Source organism: Streptomyces sp. NBC_01390 (genome assembly GCF_045040105.1).
GTDB lineage: Bacteria > Actinomycetota > Actinomycetes > Streptomycetales > Streptomycetaceae > Streptomyces.
In genome coordinates, this window is the sequence record NZ_CP109551.1 from 674,432 (window position 1) to 697,394 (window position 22,963).

Genomic DNA, 22,963 nt, shown 5'->3' on the forward strand with positions numbered 1-22,963 from the left:
GGATCTTCCAGGTGTCAACATCGACAGTCCCCATGCCGGTCGGAGAACCACAGGGCCACGAAGCGGGTGGCACTTCGGGGCAGGAGACCGTACAGATCGTCAGGTACCGGAAGCTCTTCGCCTGGCACTGTCACGTTGTTGGTGCGTGGGTGTCTGACGGTGCGTTGGGGCGTGGTGGAGCCGGCTTCCGGGCCTGTGCTCAGCCTGCGGTGGGCTTGTCGGGGGCGCTGGTGGCCTGGTCCCAGATCGCGAAGCGGATGGCCATCTCGGCTCGACAGTCGGATGCGGGGATCAGATGGCGGCGGGGTCGGAAGTGGGGGTGAGATGCCGCTGAACCCGGACAGGAACCGCTGTGCTCCCAAGGTGCCGCCAGACGCTTCTTTCGCTGACGGACGCAGCGCAGCAGCAACAGCAAAACCCCGGCGGCGGAGCCGATCTGGTCGCGGGTCGGGAGCAGGGCGGTGGCCAGCATCGCGGCGGTCATCACCGCCATCGAGCCGAGCAGCACCTTGCGGCGCCCGAGCCGGTCCCGATGCGGCCGAAGGCCATCGCGCCGAGCGGGCGCATCAGGTAGGCGACGGCGAAGACCGCCAGGGTGATCAGGAGCGAGGTGGAGCCGGTGCCGAAGAACACCCGGGACAGCACAGTGGTCATGTACAGGTACAGCGTGAAGTCGTACCACTCCACGACGGTGGACAGGGCCGCCACCAGAATGGAGGACCGGGGCAGGACGGCTGTCGCCTGAGTTGAGCGGTGCGCCGGCTCGGTCTCCTGACGGGACGTCACGGTTCGTGTTGGGTCGCGGGCTTGGCCCTGGACGCAAGATGCCCGTGGTCCCGCGTGATCATTTCTGTTCTCTACGCAGAACGATCACGCAGGAGCCACGGGCTTGCTCAATCGCCGGGCCCACCGGCCTCTTGCCTCAAGGCAGCGGTGAGGGCAACCGTCAGGGTTCCCCGGCAGGATGATGTCGAGCGCCCCGGCGAGGCGCTCGTCCAGGTCGAAGGGGGCCGGTTCCTCGGGGATCCAGCGCAGGATCGTCGAGAAGTAGCAGGCGGCCGGCAGCTGCCCGGCCTGGTCGCAGTCGACGCCCGCCCTGACCTCCTCGCACTGCCGCCCTTGCTCGACGATCCTGGCGAGTTCGACTTCCAGGGACGGGTCCTGCAGAAGGCGCCCGTACCGCGCTGACGCGTCCATCAGGACGGTGGTCTCGGCACGTGAGGCGACGTTGAGGTCGCCCATCTCCTTCAGGTAACGGCGCAGCCGGTCGCCGACCGGCAGGTCTTCCGCGCGCTCCGCGCCGAGGATCTCAGCGACGCGGCCACGGCGGCGGACTCCCCATTCCTCGAGGAAGCCGACCTTCTGCGCGAAGTGGTTGAAGACGGTCGCCCGGGCGACATCGGCGGCCTCGGCGATCTGCTCCATGGTGGTCGCCTCGTATCCCTGGGCGACGAACCGGCTCGAGCGATGCCATGGTCACCGCGTCCCCCAGCGTGTCCCGACAAATGCACCCCGGGTCGAGGAGCCTGGTGTGCGGTACGCGATCCTCGTACCGCACACCAGGGCCGTCAGAGGCAGCGCAGCCAGTCGCTCAGGGCAGTCGCCGTGCTGGCCGCGTGCTCGCTCATCATCGTCTGGTGGTCTCCGAGAGTGTCGAGTGTGTCGTGCTCGAAGTCCCACTCCGCGCTCCACCCGGACGGTGCGGCCGTTTCGGCGTCCGCCCGCTGCGGCATCCGCTCGGCGGCCCGCGCCAGCAGGACCGGCGCGGCGACGGCCTGGGGCTGCCATCCGTCGAACAGCTCCAGGTACGCGCCCTGTGCCGTGACCTGGGCCTCCGTCATCAGGGCGAAGGCGTGGTCGTTGACCGCGATGCCCTGCAGCTGTTCCCGGATCTGGTCCCCGGGGATGTCGTCCTGCGGGAACCAGGTGTCGAGCAGGACGACCGCGCGCGGGGAGTGCCCCCGGGCTTCCAGCCGGGCCGCGACGGCGTGCGCCAGCCAGCCCCCGGACGAGTAGCCGGCCAGGGCGTACGGGGTGTCGCCCAGCTCGCGGACGACGGCGTCGGCGTGCATGTCCACCACGAGGTCGCTGGTCGCGGGCAGCGGGTCGCCGTCGCCGAAGCCGGGGAGCGGCAGGGCGTACACGTCGTGCCGCCCGTGCAGGTGCAGGGCGAGGCGGGCGAAGTTGTGCGGGCCGGAGGGGGCCACCATCGACGGCAGACAGACCAGTGCGGGCTGCTCGGGGCCGGATGCAAGCCGTACGACCTCGGGCGGGCGGCCGAACTCCGTGGCGTCGGCGAACACCGGCCGCAGCTTGGCGGCGGCCTGGAGGACGCGGATCCCCTCGGTGAACTTCCCGATCTCGCAGGCTCGCCGGTAGAGGCCGCGCACCCCCAGCCCGTCGCCGTCGGAGGAGGACGCGGCGGTGTCCGGGCGCTGCGCCGTCGCCAACTCGCTGATGTGGAGGGCGAGTTCGGCGGGCGTGGGGTACTCGAAGACCACCGGGGTGGCGAGCGGCAGGCCGGTGGCGGCGATCAGCCGCTGCCGCAGTTGCACCGAGGTGAGTGAGTCGAATCCGAGGTCCAGGAAGCGCCGGACCGGACTGATCTCGTCCGGCGACGCGTGGCCGAGGACCGCGGCGGCTTCCGTCCGCACCGTGTGCAGCGGGTCCGTCAACTCGGGCACCCCCGATATCTCCTCACCCGACGGCCCGGCGACAGGCGGCGGCACGATCTCGTCGAAGAACCGGCTCGCCCGCGTCGCGGTGAACGGCGGCAGGAAGCGGTCCCAGTCGACATCGGCGACCGTCAGCGTGCTCTCCCCCGCGGCGACCGCCCGCCACAGCTGGTCGGTGGCCACGGCGGGGTCCATGGGCGGCAGGCCGCGCCGGGCGAGGAAGCGCCGCATCCCGTCCTCGGCGCCCATGCCCGTCTCGGCCCACGGGCCCCAGGCCACCGAGGTGGCGGCCAGGCCCCGGGCGCGGCGGCCGTGGGCGAGGCCGTCGAGGAAGGCGTTCCCTGCGGCGTAGGCCGTCTGTCCGGTGCTGCCCCAGATGGCGGAGATGGACGAGAAGACGACGAACGCGTCCAGCTCGGTGTCACCGAGAGCCGCGTCCAGATGGACGGCCCCGGCGACCTTCGCGGCCACGACCTCCGCGAACTCGGCGAGGTCCAGATCGGTCAGCGGGGCGAACCGGCCACCGACTCCGGCCGCGTGCACCACGGCCGTCAGCTCGCCGGGCGGTATCGACTCCAGCAACCGTAGGACCTGGTCGCGGTCGGCCATGTCGCACGCCTCGACCGAGACGTTCACCCCCAGCCCGGACAGCTCGCCCACCAACTGCAGCGCGCCCGGGGCGTCCAGGCCCCTCCGGCTGGTCAGCACCAGACGTCGTACGCCGTTCGAGGCCAGCCATCGGGCGACTCGTGAACCGAGTGCGCCCGTGCCTCCGGTGACCAGTACGGTGCCGCGCGGACGCCAGTCACCGCTTCCGGGGACAACGCCGTCCTCGGCCCGCGTCAACCGGGGCGCGAACAGCCCGTCGCCCCGTACCGCCAGCTGGTCCTCGCCCGCCGGCGCGGTCAGCGCCATGCCGAGCCACAGGGTCGCCTCGTCGTCCAGTCGCACCGGCAGGTCGATCAGGCCGCCCCAGCCGCGCGGCCGTTCCAGGGCGAGGGTGCGGCCCAGCCCCCACACCATGGCCTGGGCGGGGTCGGCGACCGGCTCGCCATCGGCTCTGGCGACCGCCGAACGTGTGGCGCACCACAGCGGTGCCGTCGACTCCAGGTCGGCCAGCGCCTGGGAGAGGGCGCAGGTCGCAGCAAGACCTTCGGTCATCGCGGGGTGTGCGGGGTGCGCGGTGGAGTCGAGGGCGAGCAGCGACAGTACGCCGCCCAGGTCACCGCCCGCGTCGGCCATCAGCTTCCCCAGTAGCTCCGCCATCCGAGTGCGGTCCGCATTCTCCCGTCCGACCGGTACGGTGACTGCCCGGCCGCCAAGATGGTCGACCGTCCAGGCCACGCGCGCGACCAGTTCCTCCTCGGCACCGGCGGTCGGGGTCAGCAGCAGCCACGTACCGGACAGCGACGGCAAGGCCGCCGTGGGCGCGGGCACCACCGGCCGCCACTCGACCCGGTAACGCCAGTCCGCCGGGTCGGCCCCGGCCGCCGCGATCGCTGGCTCCTGCTGCCGCGTTGCCTGGTCCAGCCAGTAACGCCGGCGCTGGAAGGCGTAGGTGGGCAGGTCGACGTGGTGCACGTCCAGGCCTTCGTAGAGCGCGCGCCACTCGACGTGCACACCGCGTACGTGCAGTTCGGCCAGCGCGGTCTGAAGGGTCACCTCCTCGGGGCGTCCGGCCCTCGCCGCCGCCGCGAAGGTGACATCGGCCTCGTCGGGCAGGCAGCCCGCGCCCATGGCGCTCAGCACCGCGTCGGGACCGAGTTCCAGGAAGGCGCGTGCGCCCTGCTCGTGCAGGCAACGGACGCCGTCCGCGAACCGGACGGCCTCACGTACGTGCCGCACCCAGTAGTCGGGCGAGCCGAGCTGTTCGTCCGTGGCCGTCCGTCCGGTGAGGTTGGAGACGACGGGCAGCAGCGCGGGCCGGTAGGTGACGCGCGCGGCGACCTCACGGAAGGCATCGAGCATGTCGTCCATGTGCGGGGAATGGAAGGCGTGGCTGACCGTCAGCCGCTTCGTCCGGCGACCCCGCTCCCGCCACAGCGCCGCGACCTCGTCCACCGCCTCGGCGTCACCGGCCACGACGGTCGCGGTTGGGCCGTTGACCGTCGCCACGACCACCCGGCCGTCGAACCCGGCGAGCATGGCCAGCACTTCGTCCTCAGTGGCCTGTACGGCGGCCATCGCACCACCTGTCCGGCAGGACTGCATCAGCCGCCCGCGTGCGGCGACCAGCGCGCACGCGTCGTCGAGGGACCACACGCCGGCCACGTGCGCGGCCGTCAGTTCGCCGACCGAGTGGCCGAGCAGCAGGTCCGGGAGGACGCCCCAGGACTCGACGAGCCGGAACAGCGCGGTCTCGTACGCGAACAGAGCAGGCTGCGTGTACGCCGTCTGGTTCAGCAGCGCGGCCGCATCCGATTCCTCGGGCGCGAACATCACCTCCCGCAGCGGCCGTTCCAGATGCCCGTCCATCCGGGCACACACCTCGTCCAGAGCCTGGGCGAACACCGGGTGAGCGGTGTACAGCCGCCGCCCCATGCCCGGCCGCTGGCCGCCCTGCCCGGTGAACAGCACCGCGAGCCGCCCGTCCACGACCTGCGGCGACACACTGCCACGTATCGCGTTCGGTACGGCGGCTCCCTCGGCCAGCGCCTGAAGGGTGCGCACGGCCTCGTCGCGGTCGGCCGTGACGACGACGGCGCGGTGCTCGAAGCGGGCCCGCGCCGCCAGCGTCCGGCCGGCGTCCGGCAGGGCGATGTCCGGGTGGTCGGCCAGATGCCCGCCGAGCCGTCCGGCCTGCGCGCACAGTGCCGCCTCGGACTGCGCCGACACCACGACCGGGAGGGGAGCCTCGACGGCCGCTGCCGCGAGCCCCGGCGGCTCCTCGATGATGACGTGCGCGTTCGTGCCGCTCACCCCGAAGGCGGACACCGCCGCCCGGCGCGGGCGGTCGGTGCGCGGCCAACTCACCGGCTCGTGCAGCAGCTTCACGTTTCCGGCCGACCAGTCCACATGGGCGGAAGGGTGCTCCGCGTGCAGTGTGCGGGGAAGCAGTTCGTGATGCAGCGCCATGATCATCTTGATTACTCCGGACACGCCCGCCGCCGCCTGGGCGTGCCCGATGTTCGACTTCAGTGACCCCAGGTACAGCGGCCGTCCCTCGGGCCGCCCCTGGCCGTACGTGGCGATCAGGGCGCCCGCCTCGATCGGGTCGCCGAGCGCGGTGCCGGTCCCATGCGCCTCCACGGCGTCCACGTCCGCCGTGCCCAGCCGGGCAGCCGCCAGTGTCCGCCGGATCAGCCGCTGCTGGGACGGGCCGTTCGGCGCGGTCAGACCGTTGCTCGCGCCGTCCTGGTTGGTAGCCGTGGCACGCACCACCGCCAGCACCCGGCGCCCGGCCCTGCGGGCGTCCGACAGCCGTTCCAGGAGCACCACGCCGGCACCCTCGGCCCAGCCGGTGCCGTCCGCGTCGGCGGAGAACGCCTTGCAACGCCCGTCGGGGGCAAGGCCGCGCTTGCGACTGAACTCCAGCATGATGCCCGGCGTCGACATCACGGTGACACCCCCGGCCAGTGCCAGGTCGCACTCTCCGGTGCGCAGAGCTTGCGCCGCCACGTGGAGCGCGACCAGGGAGGACGAGCACTGCGTGTCGATCGTCAGGGCCGGTCCCTCGAACCCGTAGGTGTAGGCGACCCGGCCGGAGACGACGCCCAGCGCGTTCCCGGTGAGCATCTGCCCCTGCGCCTCCTGCGGTGCCTCGTGCCAGGCCGGCCCGTAGTCCTGCAGCGAAACCCCGGTGAATATCCCGGAGTTGCTGCCGCGCAGAGCGTGCGGATCGATGCCCGCCCGCTCCATCGCCTCCCAGGAGACCTCCAGCATCAGCCGCTGCTGGGGATCCAGCGCCAACGCCTCACGCGGGCCGATGCCGAAGAACCCGGGGTCGAAGTCGCCCGCCCCCTCCAGATATCCGCCGGCCCGGGTGTACGCGGTGCCGTGCTGTTCCGGATCCGGGTCGTACAGACCCTCCAGATCCCATCCCCGGTCCTCCGGCAGGCCGCCGATGACGTCCCGGCCTTCGGCGACCAGCCGCCACAGCGCCTCCGGGGAATCCACGCCTCCAGGGAGCCGACAGCCGAGCCCGACCACGACGACCGGATCGTCCGCCAGGTTCGTGCTCCGTTCGCCGCCCACCGCACCGGCCGTGTTCCCGACCGCTCCGGGTCCAAGGAGCTCACAGCGCAGGTGCTCGGCGAGCGCGAACGGTGTCGGGTAGTCGAACAGCACGGTGGCGGGCAGTCGCAGCCCGGTCGCTTCCGCCACCCCGTCCCGGAGCCGCTGCGCCAACTGCCGGTACACGCCCAGACGCCGCCAATGCGCCCGGACGTCGACGAGGCCGGATCCGTCTCCGTCTGTCGCCCGGAGGATCTGTTCTCTGAGCAGGTCCAGCAGCACGGCGCGCTGCCCATCGGGGAGGAAGTCCGCCAGGCGATTCCGCAGCGTTTCATCTTTCTCGACAGATGCGAGTGCGGAGAATTCCGGAACATCAGTCATGCGTGCCGCAACTTTCTTGTGCGCCGAATAACATCGAAAACCGTCAGCCTTCGAATTCGCCCGTCAACTCCGGGCGGCGAGGCAAACAAAATTCACAGCTCGTCACCAATAGGAAGGAGCGATCACACCTCAACATTCACATCTCAACGCCGGGGCATATAGGAGTAAAATACACTCAAGGGTGTTAATCGGACGCACCACTGGACGTCACCCTTGGGTGCCACCTCCTTGCGGTCATCGAATAATCGATTTAAGTTGTGGGCTCTACGCCGTATCCGCCCGAAAGGAACACAAGATGCGTGGCGCAAGCTCCGCGCCCACTCTCCGTGTCGTCGAGGTTGTGGAGTTGCTGGCCCGTAGTGGCGACGATGCGCTCCGGTACACCGACATCGCGCGGGAACTGGACCTGAGTCAGGCCACGACTCACGCCATCCTGAAAACCCTCTGCGATCGAGGGTGGGCGAGCCGTGACCCGGTCAGCAAGACCTTTGCGCTTGGCGCCGGGCTCACGTTCATCGCCGACATGATGGTCGCGCGTCCGTTCGCTCATGCCGCGCGCGCCGCCGCGGTAGAACTGGTGGCGGAATTCGGTTACGCCGCATCCGTGAGTGAGAAAGTCGGCGACACGCTGGCGATCACGGCGTTCGAAGGGGGAGAAAGCCCCTGGCCGGGCGACCACATTCCCTATGCGCCGCCATTCGGTGCCGGGTTCGCGGCCTGGGACACCGACGAAGGAAGACGTGCCTGGATCGAGCGGGCCGCCTCGGCCGGCACCGAGACCGCCGCGCGCCTCGAAGAAGCTCTTGATCGTACACGCGAGCGTGGATTCGATGTGGATTACACCTCACCCGCCATGGCCGAGGCCGCAGGCTTGGTGGGCACGCTCGCCAGCGGCGCAATCGCCCTGCCGGTCAGCATCCGTGGAACGCTCGACCAATTGCGCGCGGAATTCAGCTCGATCGGTTTCCCGAACGACAACTCCGGCCGTGAACCGGTCGCAGCTGTCGCTGCACCCGTGTTCGACCACCGAGGGCAGGTAGTTTCGCTGCTCGCGGTGCACCCTCTCGTGGAGCTGCCCGGCCGAATGATCGACTCCATCAGCCGGCGCCTCGTCGAACTCACGACGGCGATCTGCGCCCCTGCTCCATCGGGGCCCCCGTCGGACAGATGAGAGATGACAGTTGGGAACCAGGGCCACGGTAGGTGCGGAAACGGGTCACCGTTCCCGCACCCTTATTCCCACCGGTCAGACCGAATTTCACACGCCGAAGAGTCTCTGTTCGCCGAGTGGATCGAGGTACACCCGGGTGAGCTTGGTGCTGCTGATGCGCCATCGCCCGTCGACGATGCTGTACTCCTCGTGGTAGTGCCCGAAGCCGATGACCCTGACTACGCCCAGCCAGATCAGGAGATCCTGTAGCGCCCACACGCCTGTCGCAGTCGTGGGTGAGGTGACGGTGATTTCAGGCATGTGCCCCTGGTGGACGGTCTTGGCGCTGCCGATCGTCAACTTGAGGAAGCCGATGAACGCGTCCGCTCCGGTCATCTTGGGGCCGAGCGAGCCGGTCGTGTCGACCGCGACGTCGTCGGCCAACTGCTCCTTGAGAAGCTCCCAGTCCTTGGTGTCAATCGCCCGGAAGTAGCGCGCCTTGAGATTTTTGATCTCCCGGACGCCCGCCACAGATACGGCAGGATCCACCGCGTTCGCAGTGGCCGGACTGACGGACTCCGCAATCGCCGGCACGGCATGCGTCAATCCGAGGGCTGCTGCGGCTGCCCCGGTTCCCGTCAGGAAGCGCCGTCGGGTGGCGCTGCGGCCGTGTCCCGGCGCCATCACGACTCATCCATGAGCAGGCGAGTCGACTTGATGGTCGTGATCAACCACCGACCGCCGCGTAGGGCGTAGGTGTCGTGGTCGTGGCCGAAAGCCAGAACACGCTTGCCGTTCGACTGCACCGTGAGTATTTGCATCGCCCAGATGGCCTTGGCGCTGCTCGGAGAGGTCAGGGCAATCTCCGGCATGTGCCCGTGGTGCACCGTGACGGCCTTGTCGTACTTGCGCTCGAGCATGGCTTCGCAGTTCGACGCGCCGACGACAAGGTCTCCGCCCAGCGCGGTCGTGTCGACGACAACGTCGATTGCGAGGACGGACTTGAGGTCGTCCCAGTCCTTGGTGTCGAGGAGTCTGCAGTATCGCGCCTTGAGAAGCTCGATCGCGTCGATCGCCTGCAACGTGCTCTGACTCATGTGCCGTTCACGTGCCTTTCGTCGGCATCTGTGGTGGGGGGATGCCGCGGGGGGATGTGGTGGGGGGAGAAGAATCTATCGAGTATTGGATGAGGCACATCGAATACTCGAGACGTACGCTAGTCCGCAGATCTTCCAAGTGTCAAGATCGGCAGCCCCCATGCCGGTCGGAGAACCACAGGGCCACGAAGCTGGTGGCACTTTGGGGCAGGAGACCGTACAGAGCGTCAGGTACCGGAAGCTCTTCGCCTGCTTGCCCAGTTGTAGATCGGCGTAGGCGGCCGCAAGCCACGGAGTCCCCCCTAAAGGCAACGGCATGACGCTGTTGGCGATCTTCAGCGAGTGCTGGCATTCACTTCGGGCGGTGCTTCAGTGGAGACAGCGTGGCGGCGCCGAGGTCGGGGCGGACCTGATTTCGTTGCACCCAAGGGATTACCAGCGGATCCCAGCACGGACCGTACGCACGGCCTGGGCGGCCTGTCCGAAAGGAACGCCCGCGATACTGGTGCGGGATCGCCTCGATGGGTGCCGGCCAGCGGCGGCAAACTCATCACGAGCCAGCCCGAGTTGGGGCGGCATGAGGTCACGCGAGCCCATGCCGACCGGCACCCTGGACGCTACGGCTGCAGACTGTGCGTCTGGGTCCGATTCAACAAGTCAGAGGTCCGACTACCGTCTGGTCCGGCGCAATGCCGGACAGGTCGCGGATGGCAGGTCTGCATAACGTGGATGCGCGAGTACGACACCACGAGGTGCCCGGACGGGTAGCGGATATCCGGCTGGAGGGACTTGCCGGGCACATGGGCGGGAGCGTCGTCTTCAGGCCCGCCGTGCCGCTCCCGTCGGTCTGCTGAGACCCGCCGTCTCCGCACGCGGAGAGCACAGGGGCCATCGCGGCCTCTCCCGCCACGACGGCGGCTCTGCCGACGAAGCGTCTGCGGTTCGGTTCCACTCGTTTCTCATGGTGGCGGCCTTCCCCGGACCGCGCGTCGAAGCGCTTCACTGGCCGCGAACGCTAACGGTGTATTTCGCACGGAACAAGAGGGCCCACAAGAAGAAATTTTCTTGCATTCCAGCGATTGACAATCCGATAGAAGCAATGACAGCGTCGAAGCGCTTCAACACTCCGTACCAGCCTGCTTAGAGGTCAGACTGGCGTTTTCCGTCCCTCCCTACGACCGAGAGGCATCCGTTCCGCGACGCCGCGCTGCCGATAGGCAAGCGCATCGACGATCTGCTCGGTCGGCTCACGCTCGGCGAGCGGATCGCGCTGCTCCACCAGTACGCACCGGACGTGGACCGCCTCGGCATCGCCTCGTTCCGCACCGGAAACGGAGGCGGTGCACGGCGTCTCCTGGCCCGGCGAGGCGACGGTCTTTCAGCAGTCGAGCCCCGAGGCAGACGGGACGCCGGATGGCTCGACGTTGTCAACGCTCACCTCGCAAGCAGTTCCCCACCACGCCGTTCCGCCAGTACGTCATGTGCCCGCCGATGCCAACGGGACGACACAGCAGCCGAGTTGCCGACACGAACGGCGAGCAGCCCGCGCCGGCTTCAGCACTCACTCGCAGAAGAGGACGACTGCATGAAAAAGTCCTGGACTCTCTCCCTCATCGCTCTCGTCACTGCCGCGCTCGGGGTGACGGCGGCTGGTGCAACCCCTGTCTCCGCCGCCTCCACCACGCCGTTGCGGGTCATGCCGCTGGGCGACTCCATCACCTGGGGCGTGGGAAGCAGCACGGGCAACGGCTACCGGGGTCCGTTATGGGACGAACTCGCGACGGACGGCCATCCGCTGGACTTCGTCGGCACGTTGCGGGGCGGTTCGATGTCCGACCCCGACAACCAAGGTCACCAGGGATACAGGATCCACCAGATCGCCGAACTCGCCGACGCCTCGCTGACCCGCTACCGGCCCAACGTCGTGACGCTGATGATCGGCACCAACGACCTGGCCGGGAGCTATCAGGTCTCCACCGCCGCCGACCGGCTGAAGTCGCTGGTCAACCAGATCAGCGCCGACGTCCCCGACGCGACCGTCCTCGTGGCCTCCCTGGTCGTGTCCACCAGCGGCTCGGAGGAGCAGTACCGTGCCGCGTACAACCAGGCCATCCCCCAGATCGTGAGCGAGGCACAGTCCGCGGGCAAGCGCGTCGCATACGTGGACATGAGCAGCCTGACCACGGCCGACCTGGCCGACGCCCTGCATCCCAACGACGCGGGCTACCAGAAGATGGCCGACGCCTTCCACCGCGGCATCCAGTCCGCGGACAGCGCCGGGTGGCTGAGAAATCCCGCCCCCGCCCCTGCACACGTGCAGTCCGACATGGGCGGCAAGTGCCTGGATGTCAGCGGCTTCGGCACCGCCGACGGGACCGCCGTCCAGATCTGGAGCTGCGGCGGCGACAGCATCAACCAGTTCTGGTCCGCCTACACCGACGGCACCCTGCGCTCCATGGGCAAGTGCCTCGAAGCCGCCGGCTTCGGCACGGCCAACGGCACCAAGGTGCAGCTATGGGCTTGCCACGGCGGCTCCAACCAGATCTGGCAGCCCTACAACGGCGGCTACCGCAACCCCGTCTCCGGCCGCTGCCTCGACGTTCCGGGCTACTCCACAGCCGACGGCACGCAACTCCAACTGTGGGACTGCCACGGCGGCTCCAACCAGAAGTGGACCACTCTGACCGCCGGATGACCTCTGCTCCCGGGACCTGAGCCCCTCCCCGCCCCGGTCCCGGGATTCCGCCACCAACCAGAACCCCCGAGCCGGAGCGACCTGACGGAGTCCTACTGGTACGCCAGCAGCGTTTCGCCATCTGGCTGGTCACGGGCGTCGTGCGGACTGTAGTTGGCTGATGGTGTGTCAGGGGTGGGTTGGCCTGGACGACTTCGAGAGCGCCGAAGCGCGCACCATCACCGAACAACGACTGTTGTGGGCGAGCCGCTGGCCAGCCGCTGATCGCCCGGCGTTGACACCCTCCTGCCCCTCCCATATTTCTGTTCGACACTCAGAATAACGTCCGACATTTCGAACTTTGCTCTAGGTCCCCTAACCCGTGAGGAAGCTGATCTCGCATGTCCTGGCTCCAACACCCCCACAGCCGCCGGAGAGTCATGGCGGTCACCGCCGGCCTGGTCGCGGGCGCCACGCTGCCGACGATGCGCGCGGCGGCGGCCACGACGGCCCAGCAGGAGCGGTTCATCAACCCGGTGATCTGGCAGGACTTCGCCGACCTCGAGGTCACCCGCGTCGGCGACACGTACTACTACACCGGCTCGACCATGCACTACTCGCCGGGCGCGCCCGTCCTGCGCTCCTACGACCTGGTCAACTGGGAGTTCATCGGCCACTCGGTGCCGGACCTCGACTTCGGCGACGCGTACGACCTCAACGGCGGACAGGCGTACGTCAAGGGCATCTATGCGTCCTCGATGCGCTACCGCCCCAGCGACGAGACCTTCTACTGGGTGGGCCAGATCGCCTGGCAGCGGTCGTACATATACAGCGCCACCAACGCGGCCGGCCCCTGGACCAGGCACGCCGAGTTCGGCAGCATCTACTACGACGCGGGGCTGCTCTTCGACGACGACGGCACCCCGTACGTGGCGTACGGCGCCGACAAGATCCGCGTCGCGCAGCTCTCCCCGGACATGCGCACCGAGGTCAGGTCCGAGCACGTGCTCACCAAGCCCGACGCGTTGCACTCGTTGGAGGGCTCCCGCTTCTACAAGATCAACGGGAACTACTACATCTTCACCACCCTTCCGCCCAACGGCCAGTACATCTGGAAGTCCACCTCAGGCCCCTTCGGCCCGTACGAGATGCGGGAGGTGCTGTTGGACCTGCCCGGCCCGATCCCCGGTGGCGGCATACCGCACCAGGGCTCGCTGGTCGACACCCCGAACGGCGACTGGTACTACATGGGCTTCATCGACGCCTATCCCGGCGGCCGCGTCCCCGCCCTGGCCCCGGTCACCTGGAACGCCGCCGGCTGGCCCGAGGTCCAGACCGTCGACGGCGCGTGGGGCGAGACATACCCCTACCCGGTCACCCCGCACCCGCTCCCGCCGATGACCGGCGCCGACACCTTCGAGGGGACGGCGCTGGCGCCGTACTGGGAGTGGAACCACAACCCCGACACCACCGCGTTCACCGTCAACAACGGGCTCACCCTCAGGACCGCCACCGTCACCGACGACCTCTACAAGGCCCGTAACACCATCACCCGTCGCATCCAGGGCCCCGCCTCCACCGCGACCGTCGTGCTCGACTGCTCCGGGATGGCCGACGGCGACCGCGCCGGGCTGGCGATGCTGCGGGACTCCTCCGCCTGGATCGGCGTCACGCGGCAGAACGGGGTCAGCAGGCTGGTGATGTTCGACGGCCTGACCATGGACGCCGACTGGAACACCAGCAGCACCGGCACCGAGCAGGCCCGCGCCGACCTCCCCGCGTCCGGCAGCCGCGTCTGGCTGCGCGCCGCCGCCGACATCAGCCCGGGGCCGGGCCGCCAGGCGACCTTCTCCTACAGCACCGACGGCACCACCTTCACCCCGTTCGGCCCGGCCTTCACCATGAGCGAGAGACCTCATTTCTTCATGGGCTACCGCTTCGCCGTCTTCAACCACGCCACCCAGGCTCTCGGCGGCGAAGTGCGGGTGGAACGCTTCGAGTTGCGCGCGTGCGCGCCGACGGTGCAACCGGGCGCTGTAGACCCGAACGCCTGGTACGTCGTGGTCAACCGCAACAGCGGCAAGGCACTGGACGTGGCGGGCGTGAGCTCCGAGAACGGCGCCGCGCTCACGCAGTGGGCCCGGCACAACGGGCCCAACCAGCAGATCCAGTTCGTGGACTCCGGTGACGGCTACTACCGGTTGAAGGTGAGGCACTCCGGCAAACTGCTGGACGTCGACAGCTGGTCGACGGCCGACAACGCCGCCATCCACCAGTGGAGCGACACCGGTGGCGCGAACCAGCAGTTCCGGTTGGCGGACTCACCGGACGGATACTTCCGGTTGATCAACCGGAACAGCGGGAAGGCCGTCGAGGTACCGGGCTTCTCCTCCGCCGACGGGACCGGCATCGTCCAGTACTCGGACTGGGGCGGCGTGAACCAGCAGTGGAAGCTCGTCCGCGTCGGCTTCACGAGCTCCTGCTGACACCGGTATCCGGTTCAAACCCATAGAAACTCCCCTTGCCCGCTGGGCAAGGGGAAGAACCAGTCCGAGGACCCCGAGAAGGACGTCATCAACTGGCGCCTGATCGAGACTCACTTCGAGGACCTCATGCGCGTGGTGCTGTCCATCCGCGAGGTTTGGCCGTCGTCGGCCACGCTGCTGCGGCGCTGATCACGGACCGGCCCGCCGACCCGCCCTTCCTTGCCCGTCTGGCCTCCTGTGCCGGCAGCAGCGCATCCACCGGGAACCTCATCACCACGAACGCCTCTCCGAGCACCGTCCCGAGCGCCACCGGTCGGCTGTCGACCACCCCACCCTCGGCCACGCCCAGCGCAGCCTCCTCGCTCAGGACCCTGCTGGACTCCCGGCTGTGCGCCGTCCTCGACCGGACCGCCGCCCGCCTGGTGCTGACCAAACCCCATCGAGATCCCGCGTGTCGCCCCCAACAGGGGCACCGCTCCCGACTCGTGCAGTTACGCCTCCGGCGACCGGACGACCATGCTGACACTCGACCCCGCCGGCCGCTCCTACGACGCCGAACGCGCCGCCTCACACCGTCTGGTCGACGACTCCGCGTCGGCGGACATGCGCGAAGTCCAGGTCCACCGAAGTCCCCGGCCTGGGACAGGCCGCGTCCAGCGAGACCGTCGAAGTGCTGCAGCCCGGGCAGACCGTCACCTTCGTGGTGTGGCGCGATGGCTTCCGCACCTGGCTGCTCACCCTCGCGCGGTTCCCCGCGGCGAAGGACGGCGCCGAGGGGCTCGTACCACTGGCCCGGCAGCTCACGCCCCGCCTCGACAACTGATCCCGCGGACCCACCCACCCGTAGGGCATGCCTGGGCGGTCATGTCCGCCACTGCCCGGATGTCGGGCCGGTGCCGACCCACGCGCAGATCCACTCGACGCCATGCCGACAGCACACCCTCACGTACTGGAAAAGATTCAACGCCAAGTCCCGGCACCCTCGGGCCGAGGACGGCAACTATCCACTCCACACCGCACGAAGCGCCGAGACCGCTCCTCACGCGGACGGGCACACCTGCCGATACGGGGCGTCAGGAACGTAGGTCTGCCACTGGGTCCGGGTCAGGCCGGGCCCGCCCGTGCGGGCGCACACCCGCGCCAGGGCGTGGGCGGGGTCGAGGTCGTAGCGCTGGAGCGGGACATGGGCGCTGCCCGTGTACAGCGTGGTGCCGTCGGGGCCGAACGCGAGGGTGTAGATCGCGTCTCCGGCAGTGGTGAGGAGTCCGCCGATCGGCTGCCCGGTCGGCATGTCCCACAGTTGCAGGCCGCCGTTGCCCCCGCCGACCGCGAGGGTGCGTCCGTCGGGGCTGACGGCGAGGGCCGACACCGCTTCGAGCGGAGGCCCCTGCGACGGCCGGAAGGTGTTGGGCAGTGCGGTGACACGGTGGCGGAGATCGCCGTCCCACAAGGTGACCCGGCCGGTCATGTCACCCACCGCCAGCCGGGAACCGTCGGGAGAGAAGGCCAGCGCGCCCAGCGGACTTCCCCCGACGAGGTCCAGCGCGCTCGCCCGCCAGGACGGCGGGCGGGCCACGACGCCGTCGCCCGCGAGCAGCCGTCCGTCGCCGCGCAGGGTCGGATACTGCACGGCCGGGCCGGCGGGCACCTTGATGCGTCGTCGGCTACGGGTGTCCCAGACCTCGCCGAACATGAGGTCGTCGTCGCCCAGGCGGGTGAGGTGGAGGGTGCGGCCCTGGGGACCGAGCGCGGCCTCGGCCACCGAGGCGCCGGGCAGATCGAGTGTGGTGACGACGCGTTCGTGCGGTACGTCCCAGACGGTGAGGGAGTGGGTACGCAGTGTGTGGCCGGCCGCGGTGACACCGTAGCCCAGGCGGGTCCCGTCCGTGCTGAACACGAGGAGCACGTCGATGTCGAGCGGATCGATCGACGGCATGGTGGCCGACAACGGCGGGAAGGTGTGTACAACGCGTCCGTCGGCGGTGCCGCACAGGCGGACGAGGTAGTGGTCATGGGTGAACTCTGCGGTGGCGAAGGTGCGGCCGTCGGGGCTGAGTACGACGTCCGCCTGTGCGGTCGGGCGCCAGGCGGCGGTGACAGCGGCGCCGAGGTCGAGGGTGTGGACCGTTCCGCCTGCCAGATAGCGCAGGGTGTGGCCTTGTAGGTGCAGGGCCGGGGAACTGCCGAGTTCCTGGTTGTCCAGGGATGCCTGGAACACGGGCCCGTCGGTATCGGTCAGCCGCCACACCTGCACGTCCTGGCGAGTGGCCAGGGTCAGGAAGGTGCCGTCCGCGGTGAAGGCCAGGTCGTGCGCGGCGGAGGTGACGAGGTCGGCGATCCGGCGGCCGGACCTCAGGTCCCAGACCCGGACGCCCGCTCCGGTGACGGCGGCCATCCGGCCGGCGCCCACGGTGAGCTCCGTGGAGCCGCCGGCGCACAGCCGGTCCTGCTTCCAGGCACCGCTCAGCGGGCGGCCGGCCGCGGTGTCCCAGAGACTTGGTGCCCGGCCCGCGGGGCAGACCGCCGCGTACTGCCCGTCCGCGCTGACGGCACTGACCGTCGACTCCGGTGCCGGTGCCTTGAACAACACCCGGCCGTCGGTGACCGAGCCCAGCCGCAGAGATTTGCCGTCGGTGGCCAGGTAGGCGCGGCCGTCGTCGGTGAGGTGGACGTCGCCCAGTCCGGGAAGCGGGTGAGATCCGGCGGTCCACCGGCCGAGGGCGGTGTCCCACAGCCGCGTTCCCCCCGTGCGGCTGATGGCGATCACGCGGGCGTGCGGGCCGACCGCGGTCACCTTGCCCATAGGCAGTCTGCCTTCGCCGGTACGCCGGTGGGTGGGGACGTCCCAGCTTCGCCAGATACCGCCCGAGGCGCTGAACAGGGTGCGTCCGTTGTCGGTGAGCTGCCGCTGGGGCGTGTCACCGGCTGCTGGATCCGTGAAGGTGTCCGTCCGGGGCTGACTGAGAGAGCCGAGCAGGGCCCGGTGGGTCTCAGGAAGCCTGGCGATCCGCCAGGAAGCGGCGCTGAGGAGCAGCGCGGTGCGGGGGTCGGTGGTGCGCAGCCCGTCGGCGGCGGAAGCGACCCGGCGGGCCGCGTCCTGGGTCCGGCGCCGGAGGGCGTCGTCGTGTGCCCGCCAGACGGCGAAGGCGGTCAGCAGCGCCACCGCCAGTACGGCGGACAGCGACCGGGTGAGGACGCGGTGGCGGCGGTCGATCCGGTCGGTGGCGCGGCGCTCCGCCTCACGTGCCTCGTGCGAGGCGGTGAGGAAGGCGCGCTCCGGCGCCGTCAGGGCCGGGTGGGCAGCGGGGTCCGGGAAGTACTCCGCCGCCCGCGCCAACTGAGCGCCCCGGTACAGCATGCCGGGGCAACTGCCGTGCTCCTGCCAGGCGCGGGCCGTCTCCGTGAGCGTGCGGTGGTGGCGCAGACGTTCGCGGTCCTCCTCGATCCACCCCTGCAACCGGGGCCAGCTCGTGATGAGCGCCTCGTGGGCGAGTTGCACGCCGTCCTCGTCTGCGGTCAGCAGCCGCGCCCGGGTCAGCCGCTCCATCACCACCCGCGCTTCGGAGCACTGCGTCATCTCCTCATGAGTGAGCGGCCGCCGGGTGTCGGGTGTGCCCCGACCCGGTACGACGAAACCGACTCGGCCTCCGACTCTCCCGCCCGCTTCGGAGATTGCATTCGCCGGATTCCGGCGCTCGTAGCACGACCATGACCCACGATCGTAGTTCGCTCCGCCGACCACGCCCACACATTGCCCGCGCCGGCGCCACAGCGCGATGACGCCTCCGCCTCGGGGGTCTCGCTGGTGTTCAGGCAGGCTTTCACGCTTCCACGCACGTGACCTTCGCCACGGCAAGGTCGATACTGCCGACAGCAGCGTTTTCACCGACCCGTTTCCGATCCGGCCCGCCCACCTGACCGCCCGCGACCGCCGCGTACCGTCGAGATCGACCACTTGCAGAAACCAGCCCGACCGGCAGGGACACAGGCCACGCGCCTCTGTCGGTCTCGTCAGGAGGTACCCATGAAGATGCTCATCAACGTTCCGGAGACCGTGGTCACGGACGCGCTGCGGGGCATGGCGGCGGCGCATCCCGAGTTGGCCGTCGACGTGGAGAACCGGGTGATCGTACGGCGGGACGCGCCCGTTGCCGGGAAAGTGGCCCTCGTCTCCGGTGGTGGGTCCGGGCACGAGCCGCTGCACGGGGGGTTCGTGGGACCGGGGATGCTGTCGGCGGCCTGCCCGGGTGAGGTGTTCACCTCTCCGGTGCCCGATCAGATGGTGCGGGCCGCGGCTGCCGTGGACAGCGGGGCGGGTGTCCTGTTCGTGGTGAAGAACTACACCGGCGACGTCCTCAACTTCGACATGGCGGCCGAACTCGCCGAGGACGAGGGGATCCAGGTCGCGAAAGTCCTCGTCAACGACGATGTCGCCGTCACCGACAGTCTCTACACGGCCGGGCGGCGCGGTACGGGCGGCACCCTGTTCGTGGAGAAGATCGCCGGTGCTGCGGCGGACGAGGGACGTCCGTTGGAGGAGGTGCGCTCCGTCGCCCAGCAGGTCAACGACCGTTGCCGCAGCTTCGGCGTCGCGCTCGGCGCCTGCACCACCCCCGCCAAGGGCAGCCCCACCTTCGATCTGCCGCCGGGCGAGCTGGAGTTGGGCGTCGGTATCCACGGCGAACCTGGCCGGGAGCGGCGGCCGATGATGACCTCCGGCGAGATCGCCGACTTCTCGGTGGAGGCCGTGCTGGAGGATCTCAACCCGCGTAATCCGGTGCTCGTCCTGGTCAACGGGATGGGTGCGACTCCGTTGCTGGAGCTGTACGGGTTCAACGCCGAGGTGCAGCGGGTGCTGGCCGGGCGCGGGGTCGCCGTGGCCCGCACGCTCGTCGGCAACTACGTCACCTCGCTCGACATGGCCGGCGCCTCGGTGACCCTGTGCGAGATCGACGAGGAACTGCTGCGGCTGTGGGACGCGCCGGTGCGGACGGCTGGTCTGCGCTGGGGCATGTGAGGCCGGGTGAGAGCGGGTGAACCCGGCCGGACGCGCGGAGCGGTCAGGGTCCGGCGCCCGGGTGTGACAGCGACCGACGTACCTACCACGCAAGGAGATCCTGTGCTCGACGCCGACTTCTTCCGCCGCTGGATGACGGCGACGGCCGTGTCCGTCGGCCGCGAGGCGGAGCGGCTCACCGCCCTGGACTCGCCGATCGGCGACGCCGACCACGGCAGCAATCTGCGGCGCGGTTTCGACGCCGTGGCCGCCTCCGTGGAGGAGAAGGCACCGGACACGCCCGGCGCGGTCCTCGTGCTCGCCGGAAGCCGGCTCATCTCCACGGTCGGCGGCGCTTCCGGCCCCCTGTACGGCACGTTGCTGCGCCGGACGGGCAAGGCACTGGGCGATGCGGCCGAGGTGAGCGAGGAGCAGTTCGCGGACGCGCTGCGCGCCGGGGTGGACGCGGTGATGGCGCTCGGCGGTGCCTCGCCCGGCGACAAGACGATGATCGACGCCCTGGTACCCGCCGTGGACGCCCTAACCGACTCGTTCGCCGCGGCACGCACGGCTGCCGAGGAGGGCGCTCTCTCGACCGTGCCGCTGCAGGCCCGAAAGGGCAGAGCCAGTTACCTCGGCGAGCGCAGCATCGGTCACCAGGACCCGGGGGCCACCTCGGCGGCGCTGCTGGTCGCGGCTCTCGCGGAGACCGCCGGTGAGTGACGCGACCGGCCTGGGCGGCGAGAGGGGCGAACAGTTGGTCGGGGTGGTGCTGGTGTCGCACAGCGCGGCGGTGGCCGCCTCGGTGGCGGACCTGGCCCGGGGTCTCGTCCACGGTGCGACCGCGCCCGTCGCGGCCGCGGGCGGCACCGAGTCCGGCGAACTCGGCACGAGCGCCGAACTGATCACCGCGGCGGCCCGTTCCGTGGACCGGGGTGCCGGGATCGCCGTCCTGACGGACCTGGGCAGCGCGGTCCTCACCGTGAAGGCGCTTCTCGCGGAGGGCGACGAACTCCCCGACGGAACACGCCTGGTGGACGCCCCGTTCGTCGAGGGAGCGGTGGCGGCGGTCGTCACGGCGTCGACGGGCGCAGACCTCGCGGCGGTGGAGGCGGCGGCCGAGGAGGCGTACGCGTACCGCAAAGTGTGAGGGAGCGCGGGGGGGAAGGGAGGAAGGAGGAAGCGGCGGCGAACGGTTCACCACCGGCCAGCCGCCACCCCCGCCGCCCTTCCCCTCTGGTTCAGCCGGTTGAGTCAGTCGAGTCGGATGAGTCGGTTGAGTCGCCGGCCACGGTCGCGTCGCTCTCGGCGCTGTCGGTGTTCTCCGTGCTCTCGGTGCTCTCCGCCTCCTGGCCCACGAACCGCCTCGCCAGCTGCTCCCCCGCCTCCACCGCCGCCGTGTGGTTCTCGATCGGCGACACCCTGGCGTTCTTGAAGACGATGTACGTGACGCCGGAAGCCGCTCCGCCGCCGTGCGGGTCGGGGTTGATGCCCAGGGCCGCGGCGGCGGCGTAGGACGCCTCGCCGATGATGTCCTGCGGGCCGGTGTCGCCGACGACCGCGTACTGCACACGGTCCTTGTAGATGACGGCGGCGACCGAGCCGCCCCGGATGCCGTGGTCGCGGTAGTTCCAGATGCCACTGGCCATCGGGACGACGATGAACGGCAGGCGTTCGGGGTCCAGATAGCGGCCGTCGGACTGCTGGTAGGCGGTGGAGTCCGCGAAGTACGGGTCGGTGCGCCCGTTGCAGCGCGGCCCGGCCTGGCCGTCGCAGTCGATGTCCATGTCGGCCTTCCAGAACACCACGTCGTCCGTACCGCAGACGGGGATGTCCGCGGGGGCTCCGGCGTCGCTGCGGTAGTGGCCGTTGGACACGGGCGCGCAGTCACGCACCTTGGCCAGCAGATCGGAGGCCCGGACCCCGCCCTCGTAGCGCACCGGCTCGTTCGGGTGGACGGCGGCGGGCAGCGCGGTCGGGGCGAGCAGGGCGGCGCCGGCCACGGCGAGCGTCAGCGTCTGGACACGCACGATAGGGGCCTCTCCTGGGGGATCTGACGGACACTCGGTCCAATCTGGTGCCCGTCTCATCACGCGGCCACCGTTAGGGGGCCGTACGGTGCACGCCCCGAACTCCCGACAGGGGCCGAGCACCTGAGTCCGTGTCGGGTACGAAGCAGTCGCATCCCTCTTGATGCACACGCCTTGATGCGTACGTCCCACCGGGTCCATATTGGTCCGGACCAATACCGTGCGGGAGGGGCGGCGGAGGGAGCGGCCGTGCGACGCGTCGTCAGGTACGTCATGTCCGGCTGCGGGGCGCTGCTGTTCACCATGTCCTGCGGTTGGAGCGGGGACGGGAGCGGCACGGAGAGCCGGCCCCCGTCGGCACCGGCCGGGGTGACGGCCGCCGCAGGCAGTGCGACCAGCGTGCACGTGATGTGGAACCGGTCGCCGGACGGGCCCGAGGTCGCCGCGTACGAGGTGTATCGGGGCGAGGTGAAGGTGAGGGAGGTGCCCGGCACGGAGCGCATGGTGGACGTCGTCGGCCTGGCCCCGTCCACCGCGTACGTCTTCACCGTGCGGGCGCGGAGCAGTGACGGGCGCTCCGGACCGCGCAGCGAGGGCGTCCGCGCGACGACCCCGGCCGCGTCTGCCGAGGACACCACGGCCCCGACCCGCCCCGGCCGCACGCGGGGCCGGCCCGTCGGCAGCCGGTCGGTCCAGTTGTCCTGGGAGGCGTCCACGGACGAGCGGGGTGTGGTCTCGTACGACGTCTACCAGGGCACGTCGCGAATCCACACCGTGGCCGGGGACCGGACGACGGCCGTGGTCACCGGGCTGCGTCCGGGCACCCGGTACACCTTCGGCGTCCGCGCCCGCGACGCCGCCGACAACGTGTCACCCGCCGGTGCTCCCGTACGGCTCACCACCGCGCCCGGCACCGACGACGGCCGCGCCACCGCCCCCGCCGGATTCCGTGCGGCGACCCGTCGTACGGACGGGGCGTACTACCTCGACCTCTCCTGGATGCCGCCGCGCGTGGACGGAGTGATCACGGAGTACGAGATCCAACTCGACGGGCGTCCGGCCACCTCCCTCGTGTGGGGCGGGCCCGCTCCGCGCGGACGGGCGTCGTACGGCTTCTACGTGGGCCGGGACGCGGGGGTCGCGTACCGGGTGCGGATCAGGGCGCGGCTGCCGGACGGGACGTGGGGCGGGTTCTCGGCGGAGCGGACGGTGGTGACGGCGCCGTAGTACGACGACGCCGGGCTGGTTCCGGATCGCCCTGACAGCCCAGAGGGGGTCCGCCGTACGAACGAATCCGTCAC

General features: G+C 70.1%; 15 protein-coding genes and 3 pseudogenes. 10 read left to right on the top strand and 8 right to left on the bottom strand.

All coding sequences use genetic code 11. The features are described from left to right. Window positions 1-199 precede the first annotated feature (199 nt). The 4 genes and pseudogenes from OG241_RS02795 to OG241_RS02810 all read right to left on the bottom strand — a co-directional run. A pseudogene (locus OG241_RS02795) lies at window positions 200-359 on the bottom strand (IS6 family transposase); the annotation flags it as partial. 124 nt (window positions 360-483) lie between these two features. After that, a complete protein-coding gene (locus OG241_RS02800) occupies window positions 484-786 on the bottom strand; it encodes a hypothetical protein (RefSeq protein ID WP_405813431.1) in 303 nt (100 codons plus the stop codon). Window positions 787-870: 84 nt separating this feature from the next. Further along, window positions 871-1,443 (bottom strand): annotated as a pseudogene (locus OG241_RS02805) (TetR/AcrR family transcriptional regulator); the annotation flags it as partial. A gap of 125 nt (window positions 1,444-1,568) precedes the next feature. Beyond that, window positions 1,569-7,229, bottom strand: coding sequence for a type I polyketide synthase (locus tag OG241_RS02810; protein WP_405813432.1), 5,661 nt, complete (start codon window positions 7,227-7,229; stop codon window positions 1,569-1,571). Between the two features lie 295 nt (window positions 7,230-7,524). Between OG241_RS02810 and OG241_RS02815 the strand changes: the two genes are divergently transcribed. Beyond that, window positions 7,525-8,400: a helix-turn-helix domain-containing protein gene (locus OG241_RS02815; protein ID WP_405813434.1), complete on the top strand. Its 876-nt coding sequence runs from the start codon at window positions 7,525-7,527 to the stop codon at window positions 8,398-8,400. Between the two features lie 87 nt (window positions 8,401-8,487). Here OG241_RS02815 and OG241_RS02820 read toward each other — a convergent pair whose 3' ends face one another. Together OG241_RS02820 and OG241_RS02825 are read right to left on the bottom strand one after the other, a co-directional pair. Continuing rightward, a complete protein-coding gene (locus OG241_RS02820; protein WP_405813435.1) occupies window positions 8,488-9,063 on the bottom strand; it encodes a nuclear transport factor 2 family protein in 576 nt (191 codons plus the stop codon). Further along, window positions 9,063-9,476, bottom strand: a complete 414-nt coding sequence (locus tag OG241_RS02825; RefSeq protein WP_405813436.1) for a nuclear transport factor 2 family protein — start codon at window positions 9,474-9,476, stop codon at window positions 9,063-9,065. The genes OG241_RS02820 and OG241_RS02825 overlap by 1 nt, the downstream gene beginning before the upstream one ends. Before the next feature lie 1,585 nt (window positions 9,477-11,061). Between OG241_RS02825 and OG241_RS02830 the strand changes: the two genes are divergently transcribed. From OG241_RS02830 to OG241_RS02850, 5 genes and pseudogenes are all read left to right on the top strand, one after another. Beyond that, on the top strand, window positions 11,062-12,171 hold the full coding sequence (locus tag OG241_RS02830; RefSeq protein ID WP_405813438.1) for a ricin-type beta-trefoil lectin domain protein: 1,110 nt from the start codon (window positions 11,062-11,064) through the stop codon (window positions 12,169-12,171). A gap of 380 nt (window positions 12,172-12,551) precedes the next feature. After that, window positions 12,552-14,153: pseudogene (locus OG241_RS02835) on the top strand (glycoside hydrolase 43 family protein); the annotation flags it as partial. 57 nt (window positions 14,154-14,210) lie between these two features. Continuing rightward, window positions 14,211-14,636, top strand: coding sequence for an RICIN domain-containing protein (locus OG241_RS02840; protein WP_405826009.1), 426 nt, complete (start codon window positions 14,211-14,213; stop codon window positions 14,634-14,636). A gap of 87 nt (window positions 14,637-14,723) precedes the next feature. Beyond that, complete coding sequence (locus tag OG241_RS02845) at window positions 14,724-14,825, top strand: hypothetical protein (RefSeq protein ID WP_405826011.1); 102 nt, start codon at window positions 14,724-14,726, stop codon at window positions 14,823-14,825. A gap of 481 nt (window positions 14,826-15,306) precedes the next feature. Further along, on the top strand, window positions 15,307-15,459 hold the full coding sequence (locus tag OG241_RS02850) for a hypothetical protein (protein WP_405813440.1): 153 nt from the start codon (window positions 15,307-15,309) through the stop codon (window positions 15,457-15,459). Window positions 15,460-15,675: 216 nt separating this feature from the next. Here the strand turns inward: OG241_RS02850 and OG241_RS02855 are convergent, their stop codons facing one another. After that, the gene (locus OG241_RS02855) at window positions 15,676-18,729 is read right to left on the bottom strand and encodes a WD40 repeat domain-containing protein (RefSeq protein ID WP_405813442.1); all 3,054 of its coding nucleotides are present in this window, start codon (window positions 18,727-18,729) and stop codon (window positions 15,676-15,678) included. On the opposite strand from OG241_RS02855, the gene dhaK reads away from it, so the two are divergent. From dhaK to OG241_RS02870, 3 genes are all read left to right on the top strand, one after another. Further along, window positions 18,661-19,653: a dihydroxyacetone kinase subunit DhaK gene (gene dhaK / locus OG241_RS02860; RefSeq protein ID WP_405813444.1), complete on the top strand. Its 993-nt coding sequence runs from the start codon at window positions 18,661-18,663 to the stop codon at window positions 19,651-19,653. The genes OG241_RS02855 and dhaK overlap by 69 nt on opposite strands. Window positions 19,654-19,755: 102 nt before the next feature. Further along, on the top strand, window positions 19,756-20,355 hold the full coding sequence (dhaL, locus tag OG241_RS02865) for a dihydroxyacetone kinase subunit DhaL (protein WP_405813446.1): 600 nt from the start codon (window positions 19,756-19,758) through the stop codon (window positions 20,353-20,355). Further along, entirely contained in the window at window positions 20,348-20,782 is a 435-nt protein-coding gene (locus OG241_RS02870) for a PTS-dependent dihydroxyacetone kinase phosphotransferase subunit DhaM (protein WP_405813448.1), read from the top strand. Before dhaL ends, OG241_RS02870 begins: the two co-directional genes overlap by 8 nt. Before the next feature lie 91 nt (window positions 20,783-20,873). On the opposite strand, the gene OG241_RS02875 is transcribed toward OG241_RS02870, so the two are convergent. Next, window positions 20,874-21,662: a glycoside hydrolase family 75 protein gene (locus OG241_RS02875; RefSeq protein ID WP_405813449.1), complete on the bottom strand. Its 789-nt coding sequence runs from the start codon at window positions 21,660-21,662 to the stop codon at window positions 20,874-20,876. 273 nt (window positions 21,663-21,935) lie between these two features. On the opposite strand from OG241_RS02875, the gene OG241_RS02880 reads away from it, so the two are divergent. Next, window positions 21,936-22,889: a fibronectin type III domain-containing protein gene (locus OG241_RS02880; RefSeq protein ID WP_405826013.1), complete on the top strand. Its 954-nt coding sequence runs from the start codon at window positions 21,936-21,938 to the stop codon at window positions 22,887-22,889. The last annotated feature ends 74 nt before the right edge of the window (window positions 22,890-22,963 follow it).